The 21,462-nt window shown below is 70.2% G+C and carries 23 protein-coding genes; 10 read left to right on the forward strand and 13 right to left on the reverse strand.

The annotated features are described in order from the left end of the window. The first annotated feature begins 52 nt into the window (after positions 1 to 52). Positions 53 to 454 (forward strand): DUF4307 domain-containing protein, encoded by a 402-nt coding sequence (locus ACFYW8_RS15630; protein ID WP_389073814.1) that lies wholly within the window; start codon positions 53 to 55, stop codon positions 452 to 454. A gap of 210 nt (positions 455 to 664) precedes the next feature. Beyond that, positions 665 to 1,162, forward strand: a complete 498-nt coding sequence (greA, locus tag ACFYW8_RS15635) for a transcription elongation factor GreA (RefSeq protein ID WP_365877836.1) — start codon at positions 665 to 667, stop codon at positions 1,160 to 1,162. 172 nt (positions 1,163 to 1,334) lie between these two features. Here greA and ACFYW8_RS15640 read toward each other — a convergent pair whose 3' ends face one another. From ACFYW8_RS15640 to ilvA, 3 genes are all read right to left on the reverse strand, one after another. Then, positions 1,335 to 2,192, reverse strand: coding sequence for an ABC transporter permease (locus tag ACFYW8_RS15640; protein WP_389073822.1), 858 nt, complete (start codon positions 2,190 to 2,192; stop codon positions 1,335 to 1,337). Then, positions 2,189 to 3,211, reverse strand: coding sequence for an ATP-binding cassette domain-containing protein (locus ACFYW8_RS15645; protein ID WP_389073827.1), 1,023 nt, complete (start codon positions 3,209 to 3,211; stop codon positions 2,189 to 2,191). Before ACFYW8_RS15645 ends, ACFYW8_RS15640 begins: the two co-directional genes overlap by 4 nt. A gap of 183 nt (positions 3,212 to 3,394) precedes the next feature. Further along, positions 3,395 to 4,624 (reverse strand): threonine ammonia-lyase, encoded by a 1,230-nt coding sequence (gene ilvA, locus ACFYW8_RS15650; protein ID WP_365877830.1) that lies wholly within the window; start codon positions 4,622 to 4,624, stop codon positions 3,395 to 3,397. A 165-nt stretch (positions 4,625 to 4,789) separates the two neighbouring features. Here ilvA and ACFYW8_RS15655 point away from each other — a divergent pair, with 165 nt between their 5' ends. The 3 genes from ACFYW8_RS15655 to ACFYW8_RS15665 all read left to right on the forward strand — a co-directional run bounded on the left by ACFYW8_RS15655 (position 4,790) and on the right by ACFYW8_RS15665 (position 6,239). Beyond that, positions 4,790 to 5,296: a MarR family winged helix-turn-helix transcriptional regulator gene (locus ACFYW8_RS15655; RefSeq protein ID WP_261702433.1), complete on the forward strand. Its 507-nt coding sequence runs from the start codon at positions 4,790 to 4,792 to the stop codon at positions 5,294 to 5,296. Between the two features lie 197 nt (positions 5,297 to 5,493). Then, the gene (locus ACFYW8_RS15660) at positions 5,494 to 5,991 is read left to right on the forward strand and encodes a sigma factor-like helix-turn-helix DNA-binding protein (protein ID WP_389073835.1); all 498 of its coding nucleotides are present in this window, start codon (positions 5,494 to 5,496) and stop codon (positions 5,989 to 5,991) included. Further along, positions 5,988 to 6,239, forward strand: coding sequence for a hypothetical protein (locus ACFYW8_RS15665; RefSeq protein WP_365877826.1), 252 nt, complete (start codon positions 5,988 to 5,990; stop codon positions 6,237 to 6,239). The genes ACFYW8_RS15660 and ACFYW8_RS15665 overlap by 4 nt, the downstream gene beginning before the upstream one ends. A gap of 123 nt (positions 6,240 to 6,362) precedes the next feature. On the opposite strand, the gene ACFYW8_RS15670 is transcribed toward ACFYW8_RS15665, so the two are convergent. Next, positions 6,363 to 7,517 (reverse strand): cystathionine gamma-synthase, encoded by a 1,155-nt coding sequence (locus tag ACFYW8_RS15670; protein WP_365877824.1) that lies wholly within the window; start codon positions 7,515 to 7,517, stop codon positions 6,363 to 6,365. A gap of 200 nt (positions 7,518 to 7,717) precedes the next feature. Between ACFYW8_RS15670 and ACFYW8_RS15675 the strand changes: the two genes are divergently transcribed. Both ACFYW8_RS15675 and ACFYW8_RS15680 read left to right on the forward strand, forming a co-directional pair. Beyond that, entirely contained in the window at positions 7,718 to 8,836 is a 1,119-nt protein-coding gene (locus ACFYW8_RS15675; protein WP_389073846.1) for a hypothetical protein, read from the forward strand. A gap of 152 nt (positions 8,837 to 8,988) precedes the next feature. Beyond that, entirely contained in the window at positions 8,989 to 10,095 is a 1,107-nt protein-coding gene (locus tag ACFYW8_RS15680) for a serine hydrolase domain-containing protein (protein WP_389073850.1), read from the forward strand. Positions 10,096 to 10,227: 132 nt separating this feature from the next. On the opposite strand, the gene ACFYW8_RS15685 is transcribed toward ACFYW8_RS15680, so the two are convergent. From ACFYW8_RS15685 to ACFYW8_RS15710, 6 genes are all read right to left on the reverse strand, one after another. Continuing rightward, positions 10,228 to 11,247, reverse strand: a complete 1,020-nt coding sequence (locus ACFYW8_RS15685; protein WP_389073855.1) for an NADPH:quinone reductase — start codon at positions 11,245 to 11,247, stop codon at positions 10,228 to 10,230. Positions 11,248 to 11,337: 90 nt separating this feature from the next. Beyond that, on the reverse strand, positions 11,338 to 12,231 hold the full coding sequence (locus tag ACFYW8_RS15690; protein WP_389073859.1) for an aldo/keto reductase: 894 nt from the start codon (positions 12,229 to 12,231) through the stop codon (positions 11,338 to 11,340). Continuing rightward, on the reverse strand, positions 12,228 to 12,785 hold the full coding sequence (locus ACFYW8_RS15695) for a TetR family transcriptional regulator (RefSeq protein WP_365877814.1): 558 nt from the start codon (positions 12,783 to 12,785) through the stop codon (positions 12,228 to 12,230). The genes ACFYW8_RS15690 and ACFYW8_RS15695 overlap by 4 nt, the downstream gene beginning before the upstream one ends. A gap of 304 nt (positions 12,786 to 13,089) precedes the next feature. Further along, positions 13,090 to 13,776 carry a winged helix-turn-helix transcriptional regulator gene (locus ACFYW8_RS15700; protein WP_389073865.1) on the reverse strand — a complete coding sequence of 229 codons (687 nt, stop codon included), beginning with the start codon at positions 13,774 to 13,776 and terminating at the stop codon, positions 13,090 to 13,092. 9 nt (positions 13,777 to 13,785) lie between these two features. Continuing rightward, on the reverse strand, positions 13,786 to 14,484 hold the full coding sequence (locus ACFYW8_RS15705) for an esterase/lipase family protein (RefSeq protein ID WP_389073870.1): 699 nt from the start codon (positions 14,482 to 14,484) through the stop codon (positions 13,786 to 13,788). Beyond that, positions 14,481 to 15,428, reverse strand: a complete 948-nt coding sequence (locus ACFYW8_RS15710; protein WP_389073875.1) for an LLM class flavin-dependent oxidoreductase — start codon at positions 15,426 to 15,428, stop codon at positions 14,481 to 14,483. Before ACFYW8_RS15710 ends, ACFYW8_RS15705 begins: the two co-directional genes overlap by 4 nt. 99 nt (positions 15,429 to 15,527) lie before the next feature. On the opposite strand from ACFYW8_RS15710, the gene ACFYW8_RS15715 reads away from it, so the two are divergent. Then, positions 15,528 to 15,956 (forward strand): organic hydroperoxide resistance protein, encoded by a 429-nt coding sequence (locus ACFYW8_RS15715; RefSeq protein WP_365877806.1) that lies wholly within the window; start codon positions 15,528 to 15,530, stop codon positions 15,954 to 15,956. Positions 15,957 to 16,196: 240 nt separating this feature from the next. Here ACFYW8_RS15715 and ACFYW8_RS15720 read toward each other — a convergent pair whose 3' ends face one another. Together ACFYW8_RS15720 and ACFYW8_RS15725 are read right to left on the reverse strand one after the other, a co-directional pair. After that, entirely contained in the window at positions 16,197 to 16,622 is a 426-nt protein-coding gene (locus ACFYW8_RS15720) for a DUF5959 family protein (protein ID WP_389073883.1), read from the reverse strand. 310 nt (positions 16,623 to 16,932) lie between these two features. Then, positions 16,933 to 17,202: a hypothetical protein gene (locus ACFYW8_RS15725; RefSeq protein ID WP_389073887.1), complete on the reverse strand. Its 270-nt coding sequence runs from the start codon at positions 17,200 to 17,202 to the stop codon at positions 16,933 to 16,935. A gap of 554 nt (positions 17,203 to 17,756) precedes the next feature. Here ACFYW8_RS15725 and ACFYW8_RS15730 point away from each other — a divergent pair. After that, positions 17,757 to 18,986 carry a serine hydrolase domain-containing protein gene (locus ACFYW8_RS15730; protein WP_389073892.1) on the forward strand — a complete coding sequence of 410 codons (1,230 nt, stop codon included), beginning with the start codon at positions 17,757 to 17,759 and terminating at the stop codon, positions 18,984 to 18,986. A 181-nt stretch (positions 18,987 to 19,167) separates the two neighbouring features. Here the strand turns inward: ACFYW8_RS15730 and ACFYW8_RS15735 are convergent, their stop codons facing one another. Further along, the gene (locus ACFYW8_RS15735; RefSeq protein ID WP_365877793.1) at positions 19,168 to 20,208 is read right to left on the reverse strand and encodes an NAD(P)-dependent alcohol dehydrogenase; all 1,041 of its coding nucleotides are present in this window, start codon (positions 20,206 to 20,208) and stop codon (positions 19,168 to 19,170) included. Between the two features lie 174 nt (positions 20,209 to 20,382). Between ACFYW8_RS15735 and ACFYW8_RS15740 the strand changes: the two genes are divergently transcribed. Continuing rightward, positions 20,383 to 21,297, forward strand: coding sequence for a helix-turn-helix domain-containing protein (locus tag ACFYW8_RS15740; RefSeq protein ID WP_389073898.1), 915 nt, complete (start codon positions 20,383 to 20,385; stop codon positions 21,295 to 21,297). Positions 21,298 to 21,462 lie beyond the last annotated feature (165 nt).

Raw genomic sequence — 21,462 nt, forward strand, 5'->3', positions numbered from 1 at the left:
GGGGCGAATAATTCCGGGGTCCGTCTCACGGACCTCAGCCGAGAGGACGATCATGAGTACGGCGAGCGCGCGACTGCCCGAGGGCCGGTACGGCCGCTCCGCGGACGAGAGCGCCGACCGGAAGCTCAAGATCATCGGGAGCGTCCTGGGTGTCGCCCTGATCGGCCTGGTCGGCTGGTTCGGCTACGACTACATCGCCGGGACCAAGATCAGCGCCCAGGTGATCGCCTTCAAGGCGATCTCGGACAGCGCGGTCGAGGTGCACCTGGAAGTGCACAAGGACTCGGGTACGGACGGCTACTGCACGTTGCGTTCACAGAGCGCCGACGGCGTCGAGGTGGGCCGCGCCGACTTCCGCTTCGACCAGGACTCCTCCCGCCTCGACAAGGTGGTTACCCTGCGTACGACGGCCCGGGGCTCCACGGCGGAACTCCTCGGCTGCCACAAGGCCTGAGCGGTATCACCGACCCGGCCCGACGGCATCGCCAGTGGCCCGCGTCACTCTTGCCAACCGGCAGCTGACCTGCGTTGATGTAATTCTGATGTCTTATGTCCTCCCCTCAGAGCCGCTGAATTGTTAGGCTCGTGGTTTCGCCCACCCGTGAGAGAACATGTTTCTGGGTAGGGCGATGCTTTGTATTCCCAGTACCTACGAGGAGCACCTGTGACCCAGACCAGCGAGAACGTCACCTGGCTGACCCAGGAGGCGTACAACCAGCTCAGGGCCGAGCTGGAGTACCTGTCTGGTCCTGCGCGCACGGAGATCGCCGCCAAGATCGCGGCCGCGCGCGAGGAGGGCGACCTGCGCGAGAACGGCGGGTACCACGCGGCCAAGGAAGAGCAGGGCAAGCAGGAGCTCCGAGTGCGCCAGCTGACCCAGCTCCTGGAGAACGCCAAGGTCGGCGAGGCTCCCGCGGCGGACGGCGTGGTCGCACCGGGCATGATCGTCACCATCGCCTTCGACGGCGACGAGGACGACACCCTGGACTTCCTGCTCGGCTCGCGTGAGTACGCGAGCTCCGACATCGAGACGTACTCTCCGCAGTCCCCGCTGGGCTCCGGCGTGAACGGCAAGAAGGTCGGCGAGGACGCCCAGTACGAGCTGCCGAACGGCAAGCTCGCCTCGGTGAAGATCCTCAAGGCCGTGCCGCACCAGGGCTGAGCCCAGGACCGGACCAGCGACGACGGTGCCCCCGGCCGCACGCCGGGGGCACCGTCACATCCGCGTCGACGTCCGCGTCGACGTCCGCGTCGGCCACCGCTTCGACATCCCGGCCTACGTCCGCCTCGACGTCCGGGGCGATGTCCGGGCTATCTCCGGGGCGATGTCCGCGTCACGCCGTCGCCGAGCGGTACTTGCGGACCGCGAGCGTCCTGAAGATCAGCACGATCAGGACGGAGTAGATCACCGAGGCCCGGATCGAGTGCTGCATGGGCCACGCCTGAGACGTCGACACCCCGGGATTGGCGAACAGCACGCGGCACGCCTGCACGGTGGCGCTGAACGGGTTCCAGTCCGCGACATGCCGCAGCCAGGGGGTCATGTTGGCGGTGTCCACGAACGCGTTCGAGATGAACGTGACCGGGAAGAGCCAGATCAGCCCGCCGGAGGTGGCCGCCTCGGGCGTCCGCACGGACAGGCCGATGAGCGCGCCGATCCAGGTGAACGCGTATCCCAGCAGAAGCAGCAGCCCGAAGCCCCCGAGAACGCGGAACGCGTCGGTGCTGCCGTTCGAGCCGACCCGCCAGCCCACCATCACGGCGACGATCGCGAGAACCAGCAGGGTCAGCGCGGTCTGTACGAGGTCGGCCAGGGTGCGGCCGGTGAGCACCGCGCCGCGCGCCATGGGCAACGAGCGGAAGCGGTCGATGAGTCCCTTGTGCATGTCGTCGGCGATGCCCGCGCCGGCGCCCGCCGTGGCGAAGGTGACGGTCTGGGCGAAGATGCCGGCCATCAGGAAGTTGGTGTAGTCGGTGGCGCTGGTGCTGCCGCCGATCTTCATTGACCCGCCGAAGACGTAGGTGAACAGCACCACGAACATGATCGGCTGGATGAGCCCGAAGATGACCATCTCGGGGATCCGGGACATCCTGATCAGGTTCCGCTTGGCGATGACCAGGGAATCCCGGATGGACTGGACGACGGGGTTCGAGGGGGCCGCGACCTGCACGGCGTCGCTTACGGCGCTCACTTCGCGACCTCCTTCTTGCTCTTGTCGGTCCGGGCTTCCTTGCCCTTGTCGGTCCGAGCGTCCGCCGACCCGCCGTTCTCCTCGGCCACGTGGCCGGTGAGGGACAGGAAGACGTCGTCGAGGGTGGGGCGGCGCAGGCCGATGTCGTCGATCTCGATGCCGCGGGTGTCCAGCTCGCGGATCACCTCCGCGAGGAGCTTCGCGCCGCCGGTGACGGGCACGGTGAGCTTGCGGGTGTGCTCCTCGACCGTGGTCTCGCCCTTGCCGAAGCCGCGCAGCACCTCGGAGGCGGTCTCCATGCGCTCGCGCTCGTGCACGACGACCTCGACGCGCTCGCCGCCGGTCTGCGCCTTGAGCTCGTCGGCGGTGCCGCGGGCGATGACGCGGCCGCGGTCGACGACGCAGATGTCGTGCGCGAGGTGGTCGGCCTCTTCGAGGTACTGGGTGGTCAGCAGCAGCGTCGTACCGCCGGAGACCAGTTGCTTGATGACGTCCCACAGCTGCTGGCGGTTGCGCGGGTCGAGGCCGGTCGTCGGTTCGTCCATGAACATCACCGGGGGCGACACGACCAGGGCCGCCGCCAGGTCGAGGCGACGGCGCATACCGCCCGAGTACGTCTTCGCGGTGCGGTCGGCGGCGTCGGCGAGGTTGAACTGCTCCAGGAGCTCGGCCGCGCGGACCTTCGCCGCCTTCGCCTTCATCTGGTACAGCTGGCCGACCATCTGGAGGTTCTCGCGGCCGGTCAGGTACTCGTCGACCGCCGCGAACTGTCCGGAGAGGCCGACCCTGCGCCGTACCGCGTCGGGGTCCTTGACCACGTCGATGCCCGCGACGACGGCCCTGCCGCTGTCGGGGCGCAGCAGAGTCGTCAGACAGCGGACCGCGGTCGTCTTGCCCGCGCCGTTCGGCCCGAGCAGACCGAGCACGGTGCCTTCCGGAACATCGAGGTCGACGCCGTCCAGAGCCCTTACGTCACCGAAGGTCTTCACCAGGCCTTCGGCGTAGATGGCGCCTGGCATGAGTGTTCTCCACGTCGTTGGGGATTTTCGGATGTGCGCGTACTGGGGACTCGCGCACGATGGGAAAGTCATCGGCCCGGCCCCGTCGGCGCCGATCCGCAGACCCACCGTAACGCGATGTATCGCGTCACTCAATGGATTTACCCCGAGTGGGACGGCCGTGCTCCGCGGGCGGCTCCGACCTCAGTCGATGACCGTGTAGCCGGCCTCGCGCAGCGCCAGATTCACCTCGGCGCAGTGGTCGTGCCCCTTCGTCTCCAGGTGCAGCTCGACCTCCACCTCCGTGAGCCCGAGCCGCGGATCGGTCCGTACATGGCTCACATCCAGGACGTTGGCGTCCGCCACTGACAACACCCCGAGAAGCGTGGCGAGGGCGCCGGGCCGGTCCGTGAGCCGCAGCGTGACCGCCAGATAGCGGCCTCCCGCCGCCATGCCGTGCCGCAGGATGCGCTGTATCAGCAGCGGATCCACGTTCCCGCCCGAGAGCAGTGCCACCACCGGGCCCTCGAAAGACCCCGGGGCGCGCAGCAGTGCCGCGACGGAGCTCGCGCCGGCCGGTTCGACGACCAGCTTGGCGCGCTCCAGGCACAGCAGCAGCGCGCTGGACAGGTTGTTCTCGGAGACCGTTCGGACCTCGTCCACCAGTTCCTCGACGAGGCGGAACGGCACGTCGCCGGGCCGGCCGACCTTGATGCCGTCGGCCATCGTGGCCGGGTTCTCGATCGACACCGGCCGTCCGGCCGCCAGCGAGGGCGGGTACGCCGCCGCGCCCTCCGCCTGCACCCCGATGATCCGTACGTCCGGGCGCAGCGACTTCACCGCGAGGGCCACGCCCGCCGCCAGCCCGCCGCCGCCGATCCCCAGGACGATCGTGCGCACCTCGGGACACTGCTCCAGGATCTCCAGGCCGACCGTGCCCTGGCCCGCGATGATGTCGGGGTGGTCGAAAGGGTGGATGAACACGGCACCCGTCCTGCGCGCGTACTCCTGAGCGGCGGCCAGCGTCTCGTCGACCACCTGCCCGTGCAGCCTCACCTCGGCGCCGTAGTCGCGGGTGGCCGCGACCTTCGGCAGCGGGGCGCCGGTCGGCATGAACACGGTGGACCGGACGCCGAGCAGCGAGGACGCGAGCGCGACGCCCTGCGCGTGGTTGCCGGCGCTCGCCGCGACGACACCCGCGGCGCGCTCCTCCGGAAGCAGGCCCGCGATCCGCACGTACGCGCCGCGCAGCTTGAACGATCCCGTCCGCTGGAGGTTCTCGCACTTGAACTGCACCGGTGCGCCCACCAGCTGGGACAGGTACCTGCTGCCCTCCATCGCGGTCACCCGCGCCACACCCGTGAGCATCTTCTGCGCGCCGCGTACGTCGTCGAGAGTCACGCCGGGAAAGGAGTCAGCCGTGCTGTAGCTCATGACCACCAGTCTCGCAGTTCACGCGGGCGCACTCCCGTGGTGACCACGCTCCGAGACTGTGTTTGCGCAGCCCCGGTACGGCCCACGCCCCGGCCGCGTAACCTGTCCCCCAACCCAGCTCCCCACGCATGAATTGAGCCCCCGGCCATGCCCACAACACCAGAGATGTCGATGGACATGACGACCGTCGGTGACACCGGTCTTCTCGAAGCCCTGCAGCACGAGGTCGCGGTCTTCGCGCGCCGTGCGGAACAGACCCGGCTCGGCGGGGTGGGGCAGGTGCGCAACTCCATGGACCGGGCCGCGTACCTGCTGCTCAACCGTCTCGACAAAGAAGGGCCGATGGGCGTCAAGGCGCTCGCGGCGAGCATGGGAATCGACTCCTCGACGGTCACCCGGCAGGTCGCCCCGCTGGTCGACACCGGGCTGGTCAAGCGCACCTCGCACCCCGAGGACGGACGCGCCGTGGTGCTCCAGCTGTCCCCGCGCGGCCAGTCCAGGCTCGACGAAGTACGCACTTCCCGGCGTCAGTTGATGGCCGAGCTGACACACGAATGGGCGCCCGAGGAGCGCGAGGTGTTCTGCGCGCTCCTCACACGCTTCAACAGCGCGCTCTCCGCACGCCAGGCGGCCCAGGGCATGCCGGCGCCGGAGTCCGAGCCGACCTCCTGAACCGCGCTGGAACGGTGCTCCGTGCCCGGTGTCCCCGGGCCTTCGCGCCCCTCCACGCGCGCGTGCGTGTGCGCCGGGCTCTTGACCGGAAGGCGGCACCTGGCCTCATATGAGACCGGGTCCTCGTCGTGCCCGTGCGATCGGATCGCACGCGGCCGCGGGCCCTTCCTCAGGGTCGCCCTCAGGCGGGAGGCGTGGTGCGAGAACGGCGTGCCTCCCAAGGCGTCCGCCGGGCCCGGGAGTTCGAGGCGTTCATGGCGGGCGCCGCAGGGCGGCTGCTGCACACCGCCACGCTGCTCACCGCGGAGCCCCGGGGCGCCAACCCGCGCGCGCGGCGGCTGCTGACACTGGCCCTCGCCCACACGTACGCCTCCTGGGACCGGCTGCACGGCGAGGACCCCTACGACAGCGCCCGCCGGGAACTGGTCGCGCGCTTCCAGCACGCCGCCTGGCACCAGTACGGGAGATTCGGACGGCAGCGGCCCTCCCCGGACCACGTCCTGGCCCGGCTGAGGCCCCAGGAACGGCTGGTCCTCGTCCTCAGGCTGTACGAGGGGGTCGCCGAGGAACAGGCGGCGGCCCTGCTCGGACTCCCCACAGAACGTGTACGGGCGATCTGTGCCCGCGCCATCGCGACGCTGCTGCACCCGCCCCTCGGCCCGGCACCGACCAGGGTGGAGGCGGCGCCGTCATGAATCTGCCGAAGCGCGAGGCTGCCGTACGACAGATGATGGAGCAGATGCCGCCGCCCCCGGTGCCGCCCGACCTGTACGGCGAGGTCGTACGCCGTGGAGGGCGCATGCTGCGCCGCAGGACGATGGCCCGGCGACTGCTGTGGCTGGTGCTGCTCGCCGCGGCCGTCGCCTTCACCGTCTGGGCGGCGACGGCCCGTCCGTGGGTGGAGCCGCCGTCGCAGACGACTCCACCGCTGACGGGCTGGTGACCGGCCTCCAGCGCCGCCGGGCTCGTGACCGCCGGCCCGACGGGGACCTCCGCTCGACCGCGGACCTCCTGAAACCGTGGTCCTCCTGAAACCGTGGTCCTCCGGCCGGACGGCCGCTCTCGCTCAGCCCAGGGCCTGCTGAAGGTCCTCGAGCAGGTCGTCGATGTTCTCGATGCCCACGGAGATGCGGACGAGGTCGGCGGGGACCTCCAGCGCCGAACCGGCCACCGAGGCGTGCGTCATGCGTCCCGGGTGCTCGATCAGGGATTCCACACCGCCCAGCGACTCACCGAGCGTGAACACCTTGGCGCGGTTGCAGACCTCGACGGCCGCCTCCTCTCCGCCCTCGACCTGGAAGGAGACCATGCCGCCGAACGCCCTCATCTGCTTGGCGGCGATCTCGTGACCGGGGTGCTCCGGAAGACCCGGGTACAGAACGCGTGTCACGCGCGCGTGCCGGGTGAGCATCTCGGTGACCCTGCCCGCGTTCTCGCTGTGCCGGTCCATGCGCACGGAGAGCGTCTTGGTGCCGCGCAGCACCAGCCAGGAGTCGAAGGGCCCGGCGACCGCGCCCATCGCGTTCTGGTGGTACGCCAGTTCCTCGCCGAGTTCCCGGTCACCGGTGATCAGGGCGCCGCCCACGACGTCCGAGTGGCCGCCCATGTACTTGGTCAGGGAGTGCACGACGACGTCCGCGCCGAGCGCGAGCGGCTGCTGGAGGTAGGGCGTCGCGAAGGTGTTGTCGACGACGAGCCGGGCGCCCGCCTCGCGCGCGATCTGCGCGACCGCGGCGATGTCCGTGATGCCGAGGAGGGGGTTGGACGGCGTCTCGACCCAGATCGCCTTCGTCTTCGGGGTGAGGGCGGCCCGAACCGAATCGACGTCGCTGGTGTCGGCCACCGACCAGTCCACGCCCCACCGGGAGACGACCTTCGCGAAGAGCCGGAAGGTGCCGCCGTACGCGTCGTTGGGGATCACCACGTGGTCGCCGGGGCTCAGCAGCGTCCGCAACAGGCAGTCCTCGGCCGCCAGTCCCGACGCGAACGCCAGGCCGCGGCGACCGCCCTCCAGGGCGGCGAGGTTCTCCTCCAGGGCTGTCCTGGTGGGGTTGGCGCTGCGGCTGTACTCGTAGCCGCCGCGCAGGCCGCCGACGCCGTCCTGCTTGTAGGTCGAGACCTGGTAGATCGGCGGGACGACCGCTCCGGTGAGGGGATCGGCGGTGTTGCCCGCGTGGATCGCGAGCGTCTCGAAATGCTGACTGATGTGCCTGTCGCTCATGAGTCCCGAGCGTAGTGCTCCCCCGGGGTTCATGACGTCGTACGCCCCTCTCGGGGACCGCCGAGCCGCGGGACGGGACCGCGGCGGTACCGGAGACGGGACCGGACGGAACTGCGGCGGGACCGCGGCGGGACCGGGGACGGAACCCCGGGGCGGGACCGGGTTGGCCAATTGTCGGACCCGTCTGGTTCGCTTGAGCCATGGAGATTCTGTGGGTCCTGATGGCGCTGGCCATGTTCAGCATGGTGCTGCTGCCGGTGCTGCGGCGCAGACGCGGCGGTGTACAGCTGGTCTCGCCCGGCGACCCGGACGCCGCCGACCCGGCGAACTACGGGTTCCTGCGCCAGGAGGAGCTGGACATCCGCATGCCGGGCCCGGACGCGGATCTGCTGAACGTCCTGGACGTGGTGCAGCGGACCCAGGACTACCGCGCGGCCTCGCAGCTGCTGGCCGGCACGGACAGCGAGGGCGAGACCCGCTGGCAGCGGGTGCAGGCCTTCGCGGGCGCCGCGTCGCTGGAGCTTCAGCAGCGCCCCGGCGGGGTGAGCGAGACACCCGGCGGGCAGTGGCTGCGGGTGTGGCGCGCCGAGGCCCCCAAGGACGCGGGCGGCGCGGCTGTGCACGCCGAGTTCCTGGTGCAGCAGGCATGGCGGACGTCGACGCCGGGGACGGACGACTTCCGGATCATCATGGAGGAGGCTCGTTCCGCGTGCGGTGATGCGGCGCTGCTGTCCCCCGGTGACCCGATCCCGTACATCGTCGAGCTGTCGGTGGCCCGTGGACTCGCCTACTCCCAGCCGGAGTTCGAGAAGCTCTGGCTGAAGATCCTGGACCGCGCGCCCTCCCACATGGGAGCGCATCTGGCGGCCCTGCACTACTGGTGCGAGAAGTGGCACGGCTCGCGGGAGACGGCGTACGCGTTCGCGGAGGCCGCCGCGGCACGCGCGCCGCAGGGCTCCCTCCTCGCGGCGATGCCGCTCTTCGCGGTCTTCGAGCACCTCCCCGAGGTGAACCTGGTCCGCAGCTTCTACCAGAGCGAGGTCGTGACCAAGGCCGTCCACGGCGCGCTGTACGCGGTCCACACGGCCCGCCCCGACGACCCGATGCTGGCCCACGTCCGCCACCTGCTGGTCCCCTTCCTCGTCCGCGGCGAGCGCTGGTCCGAGGCCATGGACCAGCTGGTGCACGTCGACGGCCACGTCGGCGCCCTGCCCTGGAGCCTGACCCAGGACCCGGCCGCGGACTACGCGATATACCGTGCCCTGGCGGTAGCGGGATACGAGGCGAACGGCGGCAGCCCGGCGACCCTGTCGCGCTGAAGGCGCCCCCGGGGTGAGGGCGCCCCGACGCCGCGGGTCCGTAGCCGAGAAAGGAATGCCGCGGGTCCGTAGCCGAGGAAAGCCGGAACCGCGGATCCGTGGCCAAAGAAAATCGGTTGCCCAGGCCCGCCTCCGCGGGTTAAAAACCACCCATGGCCGACATCCAGGGCTCGTACGACACCCTGTTCACCGCTGTGCCCGACGCGCTGTCCGCGTTCCTCGACGAGGGCGACGCCGGTGCCTCGGTGGCCGTCTTCGTGGACGGCGAACCGGTGGTGGACGTATGGGGCGGGTTCGCCGACGCGGACCGCGCGGTCCCGTGGCAGCGGGACACGATCACCAACGTCTGGTCCGTCACCAAGACGATGACGGCGCTGTGCGCGCTGATCCTGGTCGACCGTGGCGAGCTCGACCTGGACGCGCCGGTCGGCCGCTACTGGCCCGGGTTCGCCCGGGCGGGCAAGGAAAAGGTGCTGGTGCGGCACGTGCTCGCGCACACGGCGGGTCTGCCCGACTGGGACGGGCCGATCGAGGACCTCTACGACTGGTCGTCCGCCACGGCGCGTCTGGAGGCACAGACTCCGCAATGGGAGCCGGGAAGCGCGGCCGGGTACCACTCGCTGACCCAGGGCTTCCTCGTGGGCGAGGTCGTACGCCGGATCACCGGCCGCGGCCTGGGCGAGTTCTTCGCGCAGGAGGTGGCCGGACCGCTGGGTGCCGACTTCCACATCGGGCTGCCCGCCGAACACGACCACCGGGTGGCACTCGCGATCCCGCCGGCCTCCCAGGACGACTCGTACACCGCGAGCGCCGCCGGCAGCGAGGCACCTCCCGCCACCGGCACCCCCATGCGGGTCCGCGACGGCAACAGCGTGGCCTGGCGCCGGGCGGAGATCCCCGCGGCGAGCGGATTCGGCAACGCCCGCTCGGTCGCCCTCGTGCAGTCGGTGATGGCCTGCGGAGGGACGGTGCGCGACACGCGGCTGCTGTCGTCGTCGGGCTGTGATCTCGCGCGGCAGGAGCAGTTCCGCGGCGACGACCGCAGACTGGGCATGCCCGTACGTTGGGGCCTCGGCTACGGGCTGTTCGACGGCACCTACGGGTGGGGCGGCTGGGGTGGTTCCCTGGTCGTGATCGATCCCGAGAGCCGTATGTCGGTGGCCTACGTGACGAACCAGATGCGCGAGCCCGCGGAGGACAACCGGGGGCTGGAGATGGTGATGGCCGCCTACAACGGGCTGCAGGGCCTGCGGGCCTGATCCAAGGGGCGACCGTCGAACGCTGCCGGCGCCGGTCCGGGGTCGGATCTTCGCGGCGAGCCTGCGGCTGGGGGAGCTGCGGCGTGCCGATTGCGGCTACCCGCAGATGTCGGCACGGCGGCTGATTACGGGTCAGGACGTGAGGTCCACCAGGACTTTGCCGACCGTGCCGCTTTCCACTGCCCGGTGTGCGTCGGCGGTGCGGTGGAGCGGGAGGCGGAGCAGTGGCAGGCCGTGTTCCTCGCCGACCGGCAGGGCGCCGTCGCGGACCGCGGCGGCGACGTCCTCGACGGCCGCGACGCGTGCCTCCGGGCCGGCCGTGTAGAGCACCAGGAACTGAAGACGTGTGTTGAGCACCATGTTCTGCAGTACGTTCAATTCGACCGGCTTGCCGCCTTCGTTGGCGTAGGTCGCGATCGTGCCGCGCGTCCGCAGCACGGCCAGGTCCAGTGCGAGGTTCGTGCCGAGCGCCACCTCGGCGATGATGTCGACGCCGTCCGGGGCGATCTTGCGGATCTCGGTGGCCGGGTCGCCTTCGCGGTAGTTGATCACGTGGTGGGCGCCGGCGGCGGTGGCCAGCCGGGCCTTCTCCGGGCCGCTGACCGTGCTGATCACGGTGGCGCCGGCCCAGCGGGCGAGCTGGATCACGGCGTGCCCGACCGCCCCGGCCCCGCCCGCGGCGAGCACGACCTGGTCGTCGAGCGCCCCGGGATGGAGACGGCCAGGCCCGTCCTCGGCGACGGTGAGCGCGCGGTGAGCGGTCAGCGCGGGGACGCCGAGTGAGGCACCGAGGTCGAATCCGGCATCGTCGGGCAGCGGCACGGCCCGCTCGGCGGGTACGACGGTGTATTCGGCGGCGGTGCCGGTGGGCCGCCCGGCGGCGGCCATGTACAGCCAGACCCGCTGGCCGGCCCGGCTCTGCTCGACCCCCTCGCCCACGGCGTCGATCACGCCGGCACCGTCCAGGTGCGGGGTGACCTCGGCGAACAGCTTGGCATGTGCGACGCCTGAACGGGCTTGCCAGTCGGTCGGGTTGACTCCGGACACGGCGACCCGGACACGGACCTCGCCGGGGCCGGGCACGGGCAGGTCGCGGTCGGCCAACTGAAGAACCTCGGGGCCGCCGTTGTCGCGGTAGATGATGGCTTTCATGATCTGTCCTTGGATCCTTGACGGATATGGGCTGTGCGCCGTGCCCGGGTGCCCGGGCTGTGGCCGCGAGCCGGGGCCGGTTGGTTCCGGTCAGCCGATGGGGACTTCGTTGGAGCGGGACTCGATGGCATCGAGGGTGGCGAGGGCCGCGGCGTCGAGGGTGATCCCGCTGACCGCGATGTTGGCCTCCAGATGGGCGGCATCGGCGGTGCCGGGGATGAGCAGCACGTTCGGGGCGTGGTGCAGCAGCCAGGCGAGGCCGACCTGGGAGGGTGTGACGCCCAGGGACTCGGCCACGGCGTGCACCGCCGGCTCGTCGGTTGCTTTGGGCAGGCTCGGGAAGGCCCCGCCGAGCGGGAAGAACGGCACCCAGGCGATGCCCTCGGCCGCGCAGAACCGCAGCATGTCCTCGTCGTCGCGGGAGACGACGCTGTAGGCGTTCTGGACGCAGACGACGCCGGCGGGCAGGGCGCGGCGCAGGCCGTCAAGGGTGACGCTGCTCAGGCCGATCGCGCCGATCTTGCCCTCGTCGCGCAGGGCGGTCATCACCGCGAGCTGGTCGTCGAGGTCGACGACTTGATCGCCGTCAGGGCGCAGGCCGGGGCCGGAGTCGAGGCGGCGCAGGTTGACCACCGGGAGCTGGTCGGTGCCGAGGCTTCGCAGGTTGTCCTCGACGCTGGCGCGCAGCTGTTCGGGACGCTGCGCAAGACGCAGCGGCAGCGGCCCGCCCGGGTCGGGATCGGCACCGACCTTCGTGACGACCAGGACGCCGTCCTCGGGGCGCAGCGCCTCGCGGATCACGTCGTTGGCGAAACCGAAGCCATAGAACTCGGCGGTGTCCACGTGGTCGACGCCCAGTTCGACCGCGCGGCGCAGCAACGCGACGGCGTCGCCGCGGCGGTCGCGCAGGCGCTCGAGCTGCAAGGCGCCGTAGCCGATCCGGAAAACGGTGCGGTCGGCTAACGAAGCGGTCGCGGTGGTCATGTCGCTGTCTCCTCGATCGGTGATCGCAAGGCGGTGTGCAGCAGTTCGGCCAGGTAGAGCGCCATCACCCGGTCGGCAATCGGGATGACCTGCTCCTGGGCCTCGGCCGGGTCGAGGTGCTCGACCTTGACCAAGTGGGCCATGACGCAGTCGTGCACCATGGCGCGCATCCGGTCGATCGTGTCGACGACGATGGCGCGGACGGCCGGGTTGGTGGTCGCCTCGCCCCAGGTCTGCACGCCGACGCGGGCCTCGGCGGGGTCGATCTCGGCGATCAGGCGGGCGAGCAGTTCGTCGGGGTCGGGCGGGGTGTCGCTCGCGGCGTAGCCGCCGAGGGCTTCGGCGCGCTTGGTGAGCACCGCGTGGGCGGAGGCCTGCACCAGGTCGGCCTTGCTGAGGTAGTGGGTGTAGATCGAGCCGTTCGAGAGGCCGGACTCGGCCGTGATGTCGGCGATCGAGGTCCGCTCCAGGCCGTTGCGACTGAAGCAGCGTACGGCGGCCTCGGTGATCTGGGCGCGCCGAAGTTCCTTGCGTGCGTCGGTAAGCCGCGGCACCGCACCCTCCAACAAAAGGAATCGCTGCTCTGCTTGCAGCTCCCACCATACAGATTCGCCGCTCTGTTTGGCTTGGGGCGGGTCGCGGGTGGGCAAGCCCGGCCGTGGACGATGAAGCGGACGGCGAGGTCGCGCGGCCAGGAGTCCCGGCCGCGGCGGGCATCCCGCACGACCCACTCTCCCCCGGTGGTCTGTGAACGCGGCTTGGCATGCACCATCAAGCGGCGCTCACGGATCACTTCCGTCGAGGGGCTTCGGGCCACCGGTCGTTCCGGTGGGACCAGGAGGGGGATCAGGAAGGTGATCAGGATGAGGTCTGGTCCGCGCTCCTGGTGTGCGGGGGAGGCATGCGGAACAGGCCCCCCAGCCTGCGCAGCGCCTCGCTGTCGCCCGACGCCGACGCGGCACCGCTCTCGATCGCCTCGGCCCAGGTGAGGCCCTGGCCGGTCAGGCGGAGGAATGCGTCCGTGCTGGTCGTGAGGGTCGCGTCAGGGTACTGGGCCGGTCCGTGCAGCGCCTCGATCGTCCCGTCGTCGATCCGGGCGTGGAAGATCTCGTCGTCGATGCGGAACTCGTACACCGCGCGCAGTCCCGTGGCAGCCTCGGGGTCGAAGCAGGCCCGCAGGCCGAGCACGGCCCAGCCCGGGTGGAACGTCTCGGTCGCGCGCGGTTCGCCCATCGCCCACTTCAGTCCCCACCGGGCCAACTCCAGGATCGCCGGCCCGAGTTCCTCACCGGCTTCGGTGAGGGCGTAAGCGGCGGTCCGGGCGGGCGGGGGGAGTGTGATCTTCTGGGCCAGACCCTCGCGTTCCAGATGTTTCAGGCGCGCGGCCAACAGCCCGGTGCCGAGGCCGCGCAGGCTGGCCTGCAGGTCGCCGAACCGCTTGGGCCCGGTCAGCAGCTCGCGGATCAGCAGCAGCGTCCAGCGCTCGCCGACCAGGTCGAGGGTGCGCGCGGTCGCGCAGTACTGGTTGTACGTTCGCTGTTCCACTTCATCACTCTAAACTCGGCGCTTCCCGTTCTTGAACGAAGCGGTCTCCATGAGCATCCGGGCGAGCGGCTCGGGCCGGGTGAGCATCACGTCGTGCGGGCCGTCCAGCGCCCGTGTCCGATACCCGACGGCCTCACCGAACCGGTCGAACGGGTAGGTCCCCGGCCTGCAGTGGACGGCCGTTCCGGGGATCCGGTCGACGGCCCCGGTCAGGCGAGTGGCCTCGGTGAACGTGCGCAGCGGCTGGGGGAGCAGGCGCGCGGCGAGCCAGGCCGTGTTGTCGGTGTCGACGATGCCGAACGCTTCCGGAGGCGGGGCCGGGATCCGCCGTCCGTGCCCGAACGTCTCGACCGTCGTGCGGATCGCGTCGACGAAGGCGTCAGGGGCCAGGGTGAACATGCCGGAGCCGTCGGGCCCGGCCCATCCGTCCACGAGGACGATGTGGCCGACGGCGTCGGGCCGCGCGTCGGCCGCCTCCCGTACGACCAGGCCCGCGTAACTGTGTCCGACCAGTACGAGCTCGCCCTCCCCCTGAACGGTGTCGATGGCGGCGACGACCGTCCTGGCGTCGTCGTGGAGCCCGCGATCTCCGACGGTGTCCAGGTCCGGGGTGAGCGTGCGGGCCCCGGCGGCGTGCAGCAGCGGAACGATCCGGTCCCAGGCCCACGGGCCGTGCCAGGCGCCGTGGACGAGAACGAACGTGGTCATCGGTGACGCTCCTCGCGCAGCAGGGGCAGGACCCGGTCGGCGAACTCCTCCAGGCCCGCGTCCTGGTCATCGGTCGCCAGGCGGATCACGAGGTGGCGGGCGCCGGCCGTGGCGTAGCCGGTCAGCCAGTCGGCGGCCTGGCGGGCGGTACCGGCGAACACGGCCTGGATCCGCGCGATGACGTCGAACGGCGCGTTGTAGTAGCGCTCGACGCTCACCCGCAGGCGCCGGCGTGCCTTCTCCGGGTCCTGGTCCAGGCAGAGCGTCGCGTACAGGGCGGGGGTGACCGGGCGGGGCGCGGCCGCCTGCTCGATGACCTGGCATTCCTCCGCGTACGTCGTCCACTCGGGCGGATAGGGAAGCCAGCCGTCGGCGAGTCGGGCCACGCGCCGCAGCGCCGGCGCGCCGCTTCCGGCCAGCCAGATCGGCGGGCCTCCGGGGCGGGACGGCGGGGGCGCGATCCGCACGTCCTCGAAGGCGAAGTGCTCGCCCTGCCAGGACACCGTCTCCCCTGACCAGAGCTTTCGCATGACGTCGATCGACTCCGCCATGCGGCCGGCGCGGCGCGCGAATCCGATGCCGATCGACGCGAACTGGGCACGGGTCGCCGGGTTCGGGAACCCGCCACCCATGCCCGCGATCAGCCGTCCGTCCGACAGCCGGTCGAGGGTGGCGAGTTGGTGTGCCAGCAGGATCGGATGACGCAGCGCCGGCAGGAGCACCGCCGTGCCGAGCGCGACCCGTTCGGTGGCCTGGGCCACGGCGGCCAGCAGCAGCAGCGGATCCGCGCGCGGCCTGGTCACGGGACTGTCGCCCGCCCAGACCGAGTCCAGCCCCAGCTCCTCCGCCCGCCGCGCCTGAACGACGAGCCGCCTCAAGTCGTGCTCACCCAGAACGGACTGGTCGCGTGTCGGCAGCAGGTAGCCGACCTCCAGCTTCGCCATCTTCCCTCCCTGTCGTCGCGGAGCTCCCGACCTTAGCCGTTGACTTCTTGTTTTTGAAGTGACAGGTTCATATTACGGTAGCTACTAAAGGAGTTCAGGATGTCCAAGGCGCTTTACACGGCGCAGGCTCACGTCACCGGAGGCAGGAACGGCCGCGGGAGCACGTCCGACGGAGGGCTGGATCTGGACCTGCGGATGCCCAAGGAACTGGGTGGGGACGGCGAGGGCTGCAACCCCGAACAGCTCTTCGCGATCGGGTACGCCGCCTGTTTCGGCGCGACGCTCGCCCTGGTCGGGCAGCGAGGCGAACTCACGGCGGACGACGCGGAGATCGACTCGCGGGTGTCGCTGATCCCGATCGACGGCGGCCGCTTCAAGCTCGGCGTCGAGCTGCAGATCTCGCTTCCCTCGGTCACCGAGGAGCAGGCGGTCGAACTGGCGAGGACGGCCCACCAGGTCTGCCCGTACTCCAATGCCACGCGCGACAACATCGACGTGACGCTGGTGGTCAACGGCACACGACTGTGACGCCGGCCCCGCTTCTCCTGGCCGAGGGGAAGCGGGGCCTCCACACCGGCCGGCGGTGCGGACCGCTCCTCGCGCGGGACGAGTCCGGCCTGCCCGCCGAGCACACGCGGTCGGCGGCGTCGCAGGCCGGGAATCCGCCGCGTGCGCACACGCGTCCCGGACGGAGGAGTTCGGCTCCCGGCGTGTGACCCCGGCCGCACGAGACGCTTTCGGCCAGGCTCCGCAGCGCGGACACTGCGCTCATTCCGGTGACAGGTGGTCGTCCCAAGCGCTGCGCACGGAGACGAGCAGGTGCCGATGAGTTTCGATCCAGTCGGCCGGCAGGTCTACAGGCACCCGGACGGTCGCCATTGAGATGAGGTCGTCTTCCACTACAACCTCGGGGCAGTCACGCTGCCCGTTCAGGTGGATGAAGACGGAGGGGCCACGCTGGACATGCAACCAGGCGATGTCCTCGCCGGCCTCAAGACGATCCAGAGCCTCGCCCCACGAGACGAGACGCGACCGCCACAACGCGAGATCCACCCGACCGCTCACGAACGGCGTGTCGACGACGATCTCCGCAGCAAGCCCTCCAGCCACACCCTCCAGAGGGCCGAGCACCGTGATGCGAACACAGTTGCCCTCGTCATCACACAACAGAGCCAGATCCAACTGCTCAGCCATCGACAGGTCGCCTCCACGAAGATGAAGCGATCTTGACGTACGTCCGCTCAGCAGGCCAGCGATTCGGGGCTCCGCCGAGTCATTTCGTCAGGAGTTCCGGAGTACCGGAGTACCGGAGTACCGGGAGTCATGCTCTGCGACGTCAGTCGAATGCCACGACCAGGCGAGCGATTTCGTGCGCCAGGTCAGTCGGCCGGTGCGGAGATTCACCTCGGAGCCCTGTCGGCGCACGCATCATGGTCCCGGCCCCGGGTCTGAGGCCCGGGGCCGGGACCATCTATCGGCCGGTGACTCCGCGTCGGCCAGGACTTCAGAAGGCGCTGTTGCTGCAGCCCGCGGAGGAGCCGATGGTGGTGACCTGGGCACCGGGGTTGCCCTCGCCGCCCAGCAGGTTGCCGCCCAGGCCGTTGAGCACGCCGACCTGGCCGAGGACGTCCAGGTTCAGGTCGTGAGACTTGCAGGAGGAGTGCTGCTTGACGGTGAGCCCGTCGCCGTGGTCACCGGCGTGGGCCGTGCCGCCCACGAGTCCGATGCTGCCGATCGCGGCGATCAGGACGGCAACGTTGCGAAGCTTGCGCATGTCATCTCCGATGGAGTGAGTGGGTGCGATCTATGGAAGATCGACTTTTACAATCTCGGGAGATTAGTTCGAAATGCGCCAAAACGTGCCATGACGCGCCGGGGCTCGTGATCGCGCAGCAGAAGTACCCGAAAGCCGTAGCGCACGCGAAACGGACCACTCCGTGGCCCCGGGCGACAGATGGTGACGGCCGGCGCTCACGATCCGCACGGCAACACTCACAGAGCGCAGAACGCTCGGGTGGCCGGCTCCCCCTGTTCGGCCACGATCCCGCCGGAACGCCGGCCCGAATCCCGCACGACTTCGCTCACATCGCTCATATCACCCGCATCACCCGCATCACTCACATCACGGCAAAGAGGGCTCGCCGAGAGCGGCCGTCGGCAATGGGCTCGGATCCCGCGAGGCCGGCGGACAGGGCTGGGCCGTATCACCCACACCGGTGGCTCCGATTGAGTGGACTTGACCGCACGCGCATCCGAGCCGGGCTTTCGCCGGAGTTACGGATGGTGGTGTTGCCGTCCGTTCCCCCGTACCGGAAGAGGCGCCCCGACATGCGACGTACCTCCTACCGCCTTCCGTTCGCCGCGGCGCTGCTCGTGGCGTCCGTGCTGGCCCCGATGACGGCGACGCCCGCCGCGGCCGAACACGCGGCGGGCGTCCGCACAACAGGCTTCCGAGCAGCGGACGTCGACGGGTACGGCAAGGACGACGCCCCGCAGCACGGCCTCAGCCCCGAGCTGAGCGCCCGGCTGGACAAGGCCATCGAGGACGTCCGTACGCAGGCCCACATCCCCGGTGTCGTCGTCGGACTGTGGATGCCGGGCAAGGGGAACTACGTCCGCGCGACCGGCGTCGCAGACACCGCCACCCGCAAGCCCATGTCCGTCGACTCCTACGTCCGGATCGGCAGCGAGACCAAGACCTTCACCGTCACCGCGCTGCTCGAACTCGTCGACGACGGCCGGGTCCGGCTGGACGACCCGATCTCCCGCTACATCAAGGGCGTTCCGGACGGCCGCCACATCACGCTGCGTCAGCTCGCCGAGATGCGCAGCGGCCTGTTCCCCTACACGTCCGACGCGGACTTCGAACACGACCTGCTGAGCGACCCGCAACGTACCTTCACCCCGCGGGAACTGCTCGCGTACGGCTTCAAGCATCCGAACACCTTCGCGCCCGGCGCACAGTTCCAGTACTCCAACTCCAACCTCGTCCTTCTCGGGCTGGTCATCGAGAAGGTCAGCGGTCACAAGCTCCGCGACTTCATCGACCGGCGGGTGCTCCGCCCGGCTCGTCTGCGTCACACGCTGTTCCCGAAGGGGACGGAGTTCCCCAAGCCGCACCCGCAGGGCTACACCGACCAGACGCTGAGCGGCGACATCGCGAACGCAACCGACTGGAACCCCAGTTGGGCCTGGGCGGCCGGGGCGATGATCTCGAACCTGCACGACCTGCGCCGCTGGGCCGAGATCGTCGCCACCGGCACCCTGCTCAGCCCCGAGACCCAGGCGGAGCGCCTCGAAACACTGCCGACCGGCTTCCCGGGAACGACCTACGGCCTCGGCATCTTCGACGCCAACGGATGGATCGGGCACAACGGCTCCCTGCCGGGATACGAGACCGTGACCGTCTACCTGCCCTCGAAGAAGGCCACCCTGGTCATCATGATCAACACCGACGCCTCCTACCAGGGCCAGGAGCCGTCCACACTGCTCGCCAAGGCCGTCACGCAGATCGTCACCCCGAACAACGTCTACGACGGCGCGGTCGTCTCGCCCTGAAGCTCCAGAGGCTGTGAAGGGCTGCCCCGCCGCAGACATGGAAGCGCCGTTCCGGTCGTACGACCGGAACGGCGCCCAGAGACCATGCGTATCAGGCAGGCCCGATCGACCAGATCGTGGCCGTGCAGACCAACCAGATCGTGACAGTGCCGATCGACCAGATCGTGGCCGCGTCGATCGACTAGATGGTGGCCGCGTCGATCACGAAGCGGTAGCGGACGTCGCTCGCCAGTACCCGCTCGTACGCCTCGTTGATCTCGGAGGCGTCGATCAGCTCGATCTCGGCGCCGAAGCCGTGCACGGCGCAGAAGTCCAGCATCTCCTGGGTCTCCTGTATGCCGCCGATACCGGAGCCCGCGAGGGTCTTGCGGCCGCCGATCACCGAGAAGAGGTTCAGCCGGACCGGCTCCTCGGGCGCGCCCACGTTCACGAAGGCGCCGTCCGTCCGCAGCAGGGCGAGATAGGCGTCCAGGTCCAGCGGGGCGGAGACGGTGGACAGGATCAGGTCGAAGGTGCCGCGCAGTTCCTTGAAGGTCTCCGGGTCGCTGGTGGCGTAGTAGTGGTCGGCACCGAGCTTCAGGCCGTCGTCCTTCTTGCGCAGCGACTGGGAGAGGACCGTGACCTCGGCGCCGAGCGCGTGGGCGATCTTGACGCCCATGTGGCCGAGACCGCCCATGCCGAGGACGGCGACCTTCTTGCCGGGGCCCGCGTTCCAGTGCTTGAGCGGGGAGTACGTGGTGATGCCGGCGCAGAGCAGCGGCGCGGCCACGTCGAGGGAGATGCCGTCGGGGATGCGCAGGGTGTAGTTCTCGTCGACGACGATCTTCTCGGAGTAGCCGCCGTAGGTGGGCTCGCCGTCCTTGCCGACGGAGTTGTACGTGCCCACGCCGCCGCCGGTGCAGTACTGCTCCAGGCCGGCCTTGCAGTTGTCGCACTCGCGGCAGGAGTCGACCAGACAGCCGACGCCCACACGGTCGCCGACCTTGAACTTGGTCACGCCGGAACCGACCTCGGAGACGATGCCGGCGATCTCGTGGCCCGGCACCATCGGGAAGGTGGCCTTCCCCCAGCCCTCACGGGCCTGGTGGATGTCGGAGTGGCAGATGCCGGCGAACTTGATGTCGATCAGGACGTCGTGCTCTCCGACCTCGCGACGCTCGATGGTGGTGCGCTCCAGCGGAGCCTTGGCGGCGGGAGCGGCGTACGCAACGACAGTGGTCATGCCGGGGTTCTCCTCGGGAGGGGGGTGGAGCGTGCCCGGCTGTCTTTCGTCGGGCACGGCGTTCAGCCTGCCCGATCCCCCGGGATTCACCCAGGTCACGGCTCTGCGTACGTCCGCCGGTCCTACTACTGGCGGGGTCAGGCTCGCCGGCGTACGACCGTGAATACTGGACGGATGGATGAACAGCCCTCTGTGGGGCCCGCCGGGGAGGCGGCCCACCCGCTGGACCGGCGTGCCGAGCTCAGCGAGTTCCTGCGCAGCCGCCGCGCCCGGCTGAAGCCGGAGGACGTCGGGATGCCCGACTTCGGGCGGCACCGCCGGGTGCCCGGACTGCGCCGCGAGGAACTGGCTCAGCTCGCCGGAGTGTCCGTCGCCTACTACACGCGCCTGGAGCAGGGCAACGGACGCAACGTGTCCGCGGAGGTGCTGGACTCCATCGCACGGGCGCTGCGGCTGACGGACGCCGAGCACAACCACCTCACACACCTCGCGAAGCCCAAGCAGCACAAGAAGAAGCAGACGGCCCGGCCGCAGCAGGTGCGTGGCGCCCTGCGTCAGCTGCTCGACACGCTCGACGGCGTCCCGGCGTACATCACGGGACGGCGCTCCGACGTACTCGTCTGGAACCGGATGGCCGCGGCCGTCTTCGGGGACTGGTCGGAGCTGCCGCCGCAGGAGCGGAACTGGGCGCGGATGGTCTTCCTCAGGCCCGAGTACCGGGACCTGTTCGTGGAGTGGGAGCAGAAGGCGATCGACATCGTGTGCCTGCTGCGCATGGACGCGGGCTGCCATCCCGACGATCCGCGACTGGCCGCGCTGGTCGGGGAGCTGTCCGTGAAGAGCGAGGACTTCCGGCGGCTGTGGGCGACGCACGACGTGAAGGAGAAGAGCCACGGGGTGAAGCTGCTGCGGCATCCGCTGGTGGGCGACCTCGCGTTGCAGTTCGAGTCGTTCCGGCTGGTCGGCGACACCGAGCTCGCGCTGATCACGTATCACGCGGAGCCGGGGTCGAGTTCGGCGGAGGCGCTGCGGCTGCTGGCGTCGTGGGGGACGGACGCGACCCGCGCGGGCACGTCCGCACCCCAGTGACCGGCACCCCGCCGGCCACTCCGACCACCACCGGTCACTGATCGCCGATCACGGCTCACAGCTCAGGCATCACGCCTCACGCCTCACGCCTCACGCCTCACGCCTCACGCCTCACGCCTCACGCCTCACGCCTCACGCCTCACGCCTCACGCCTCACGCCTCACG

The sequence above is a fragment of the Streptomyces sp. NPDC002742 genome, assembly GCF_042888885.1.
In the GTDB taxonomy this organism is placed as follows: Bacteria; Actinomycetota; Actinomycetes; order Streptomycetales; family Streptomycetaceae; genus Streptomyces.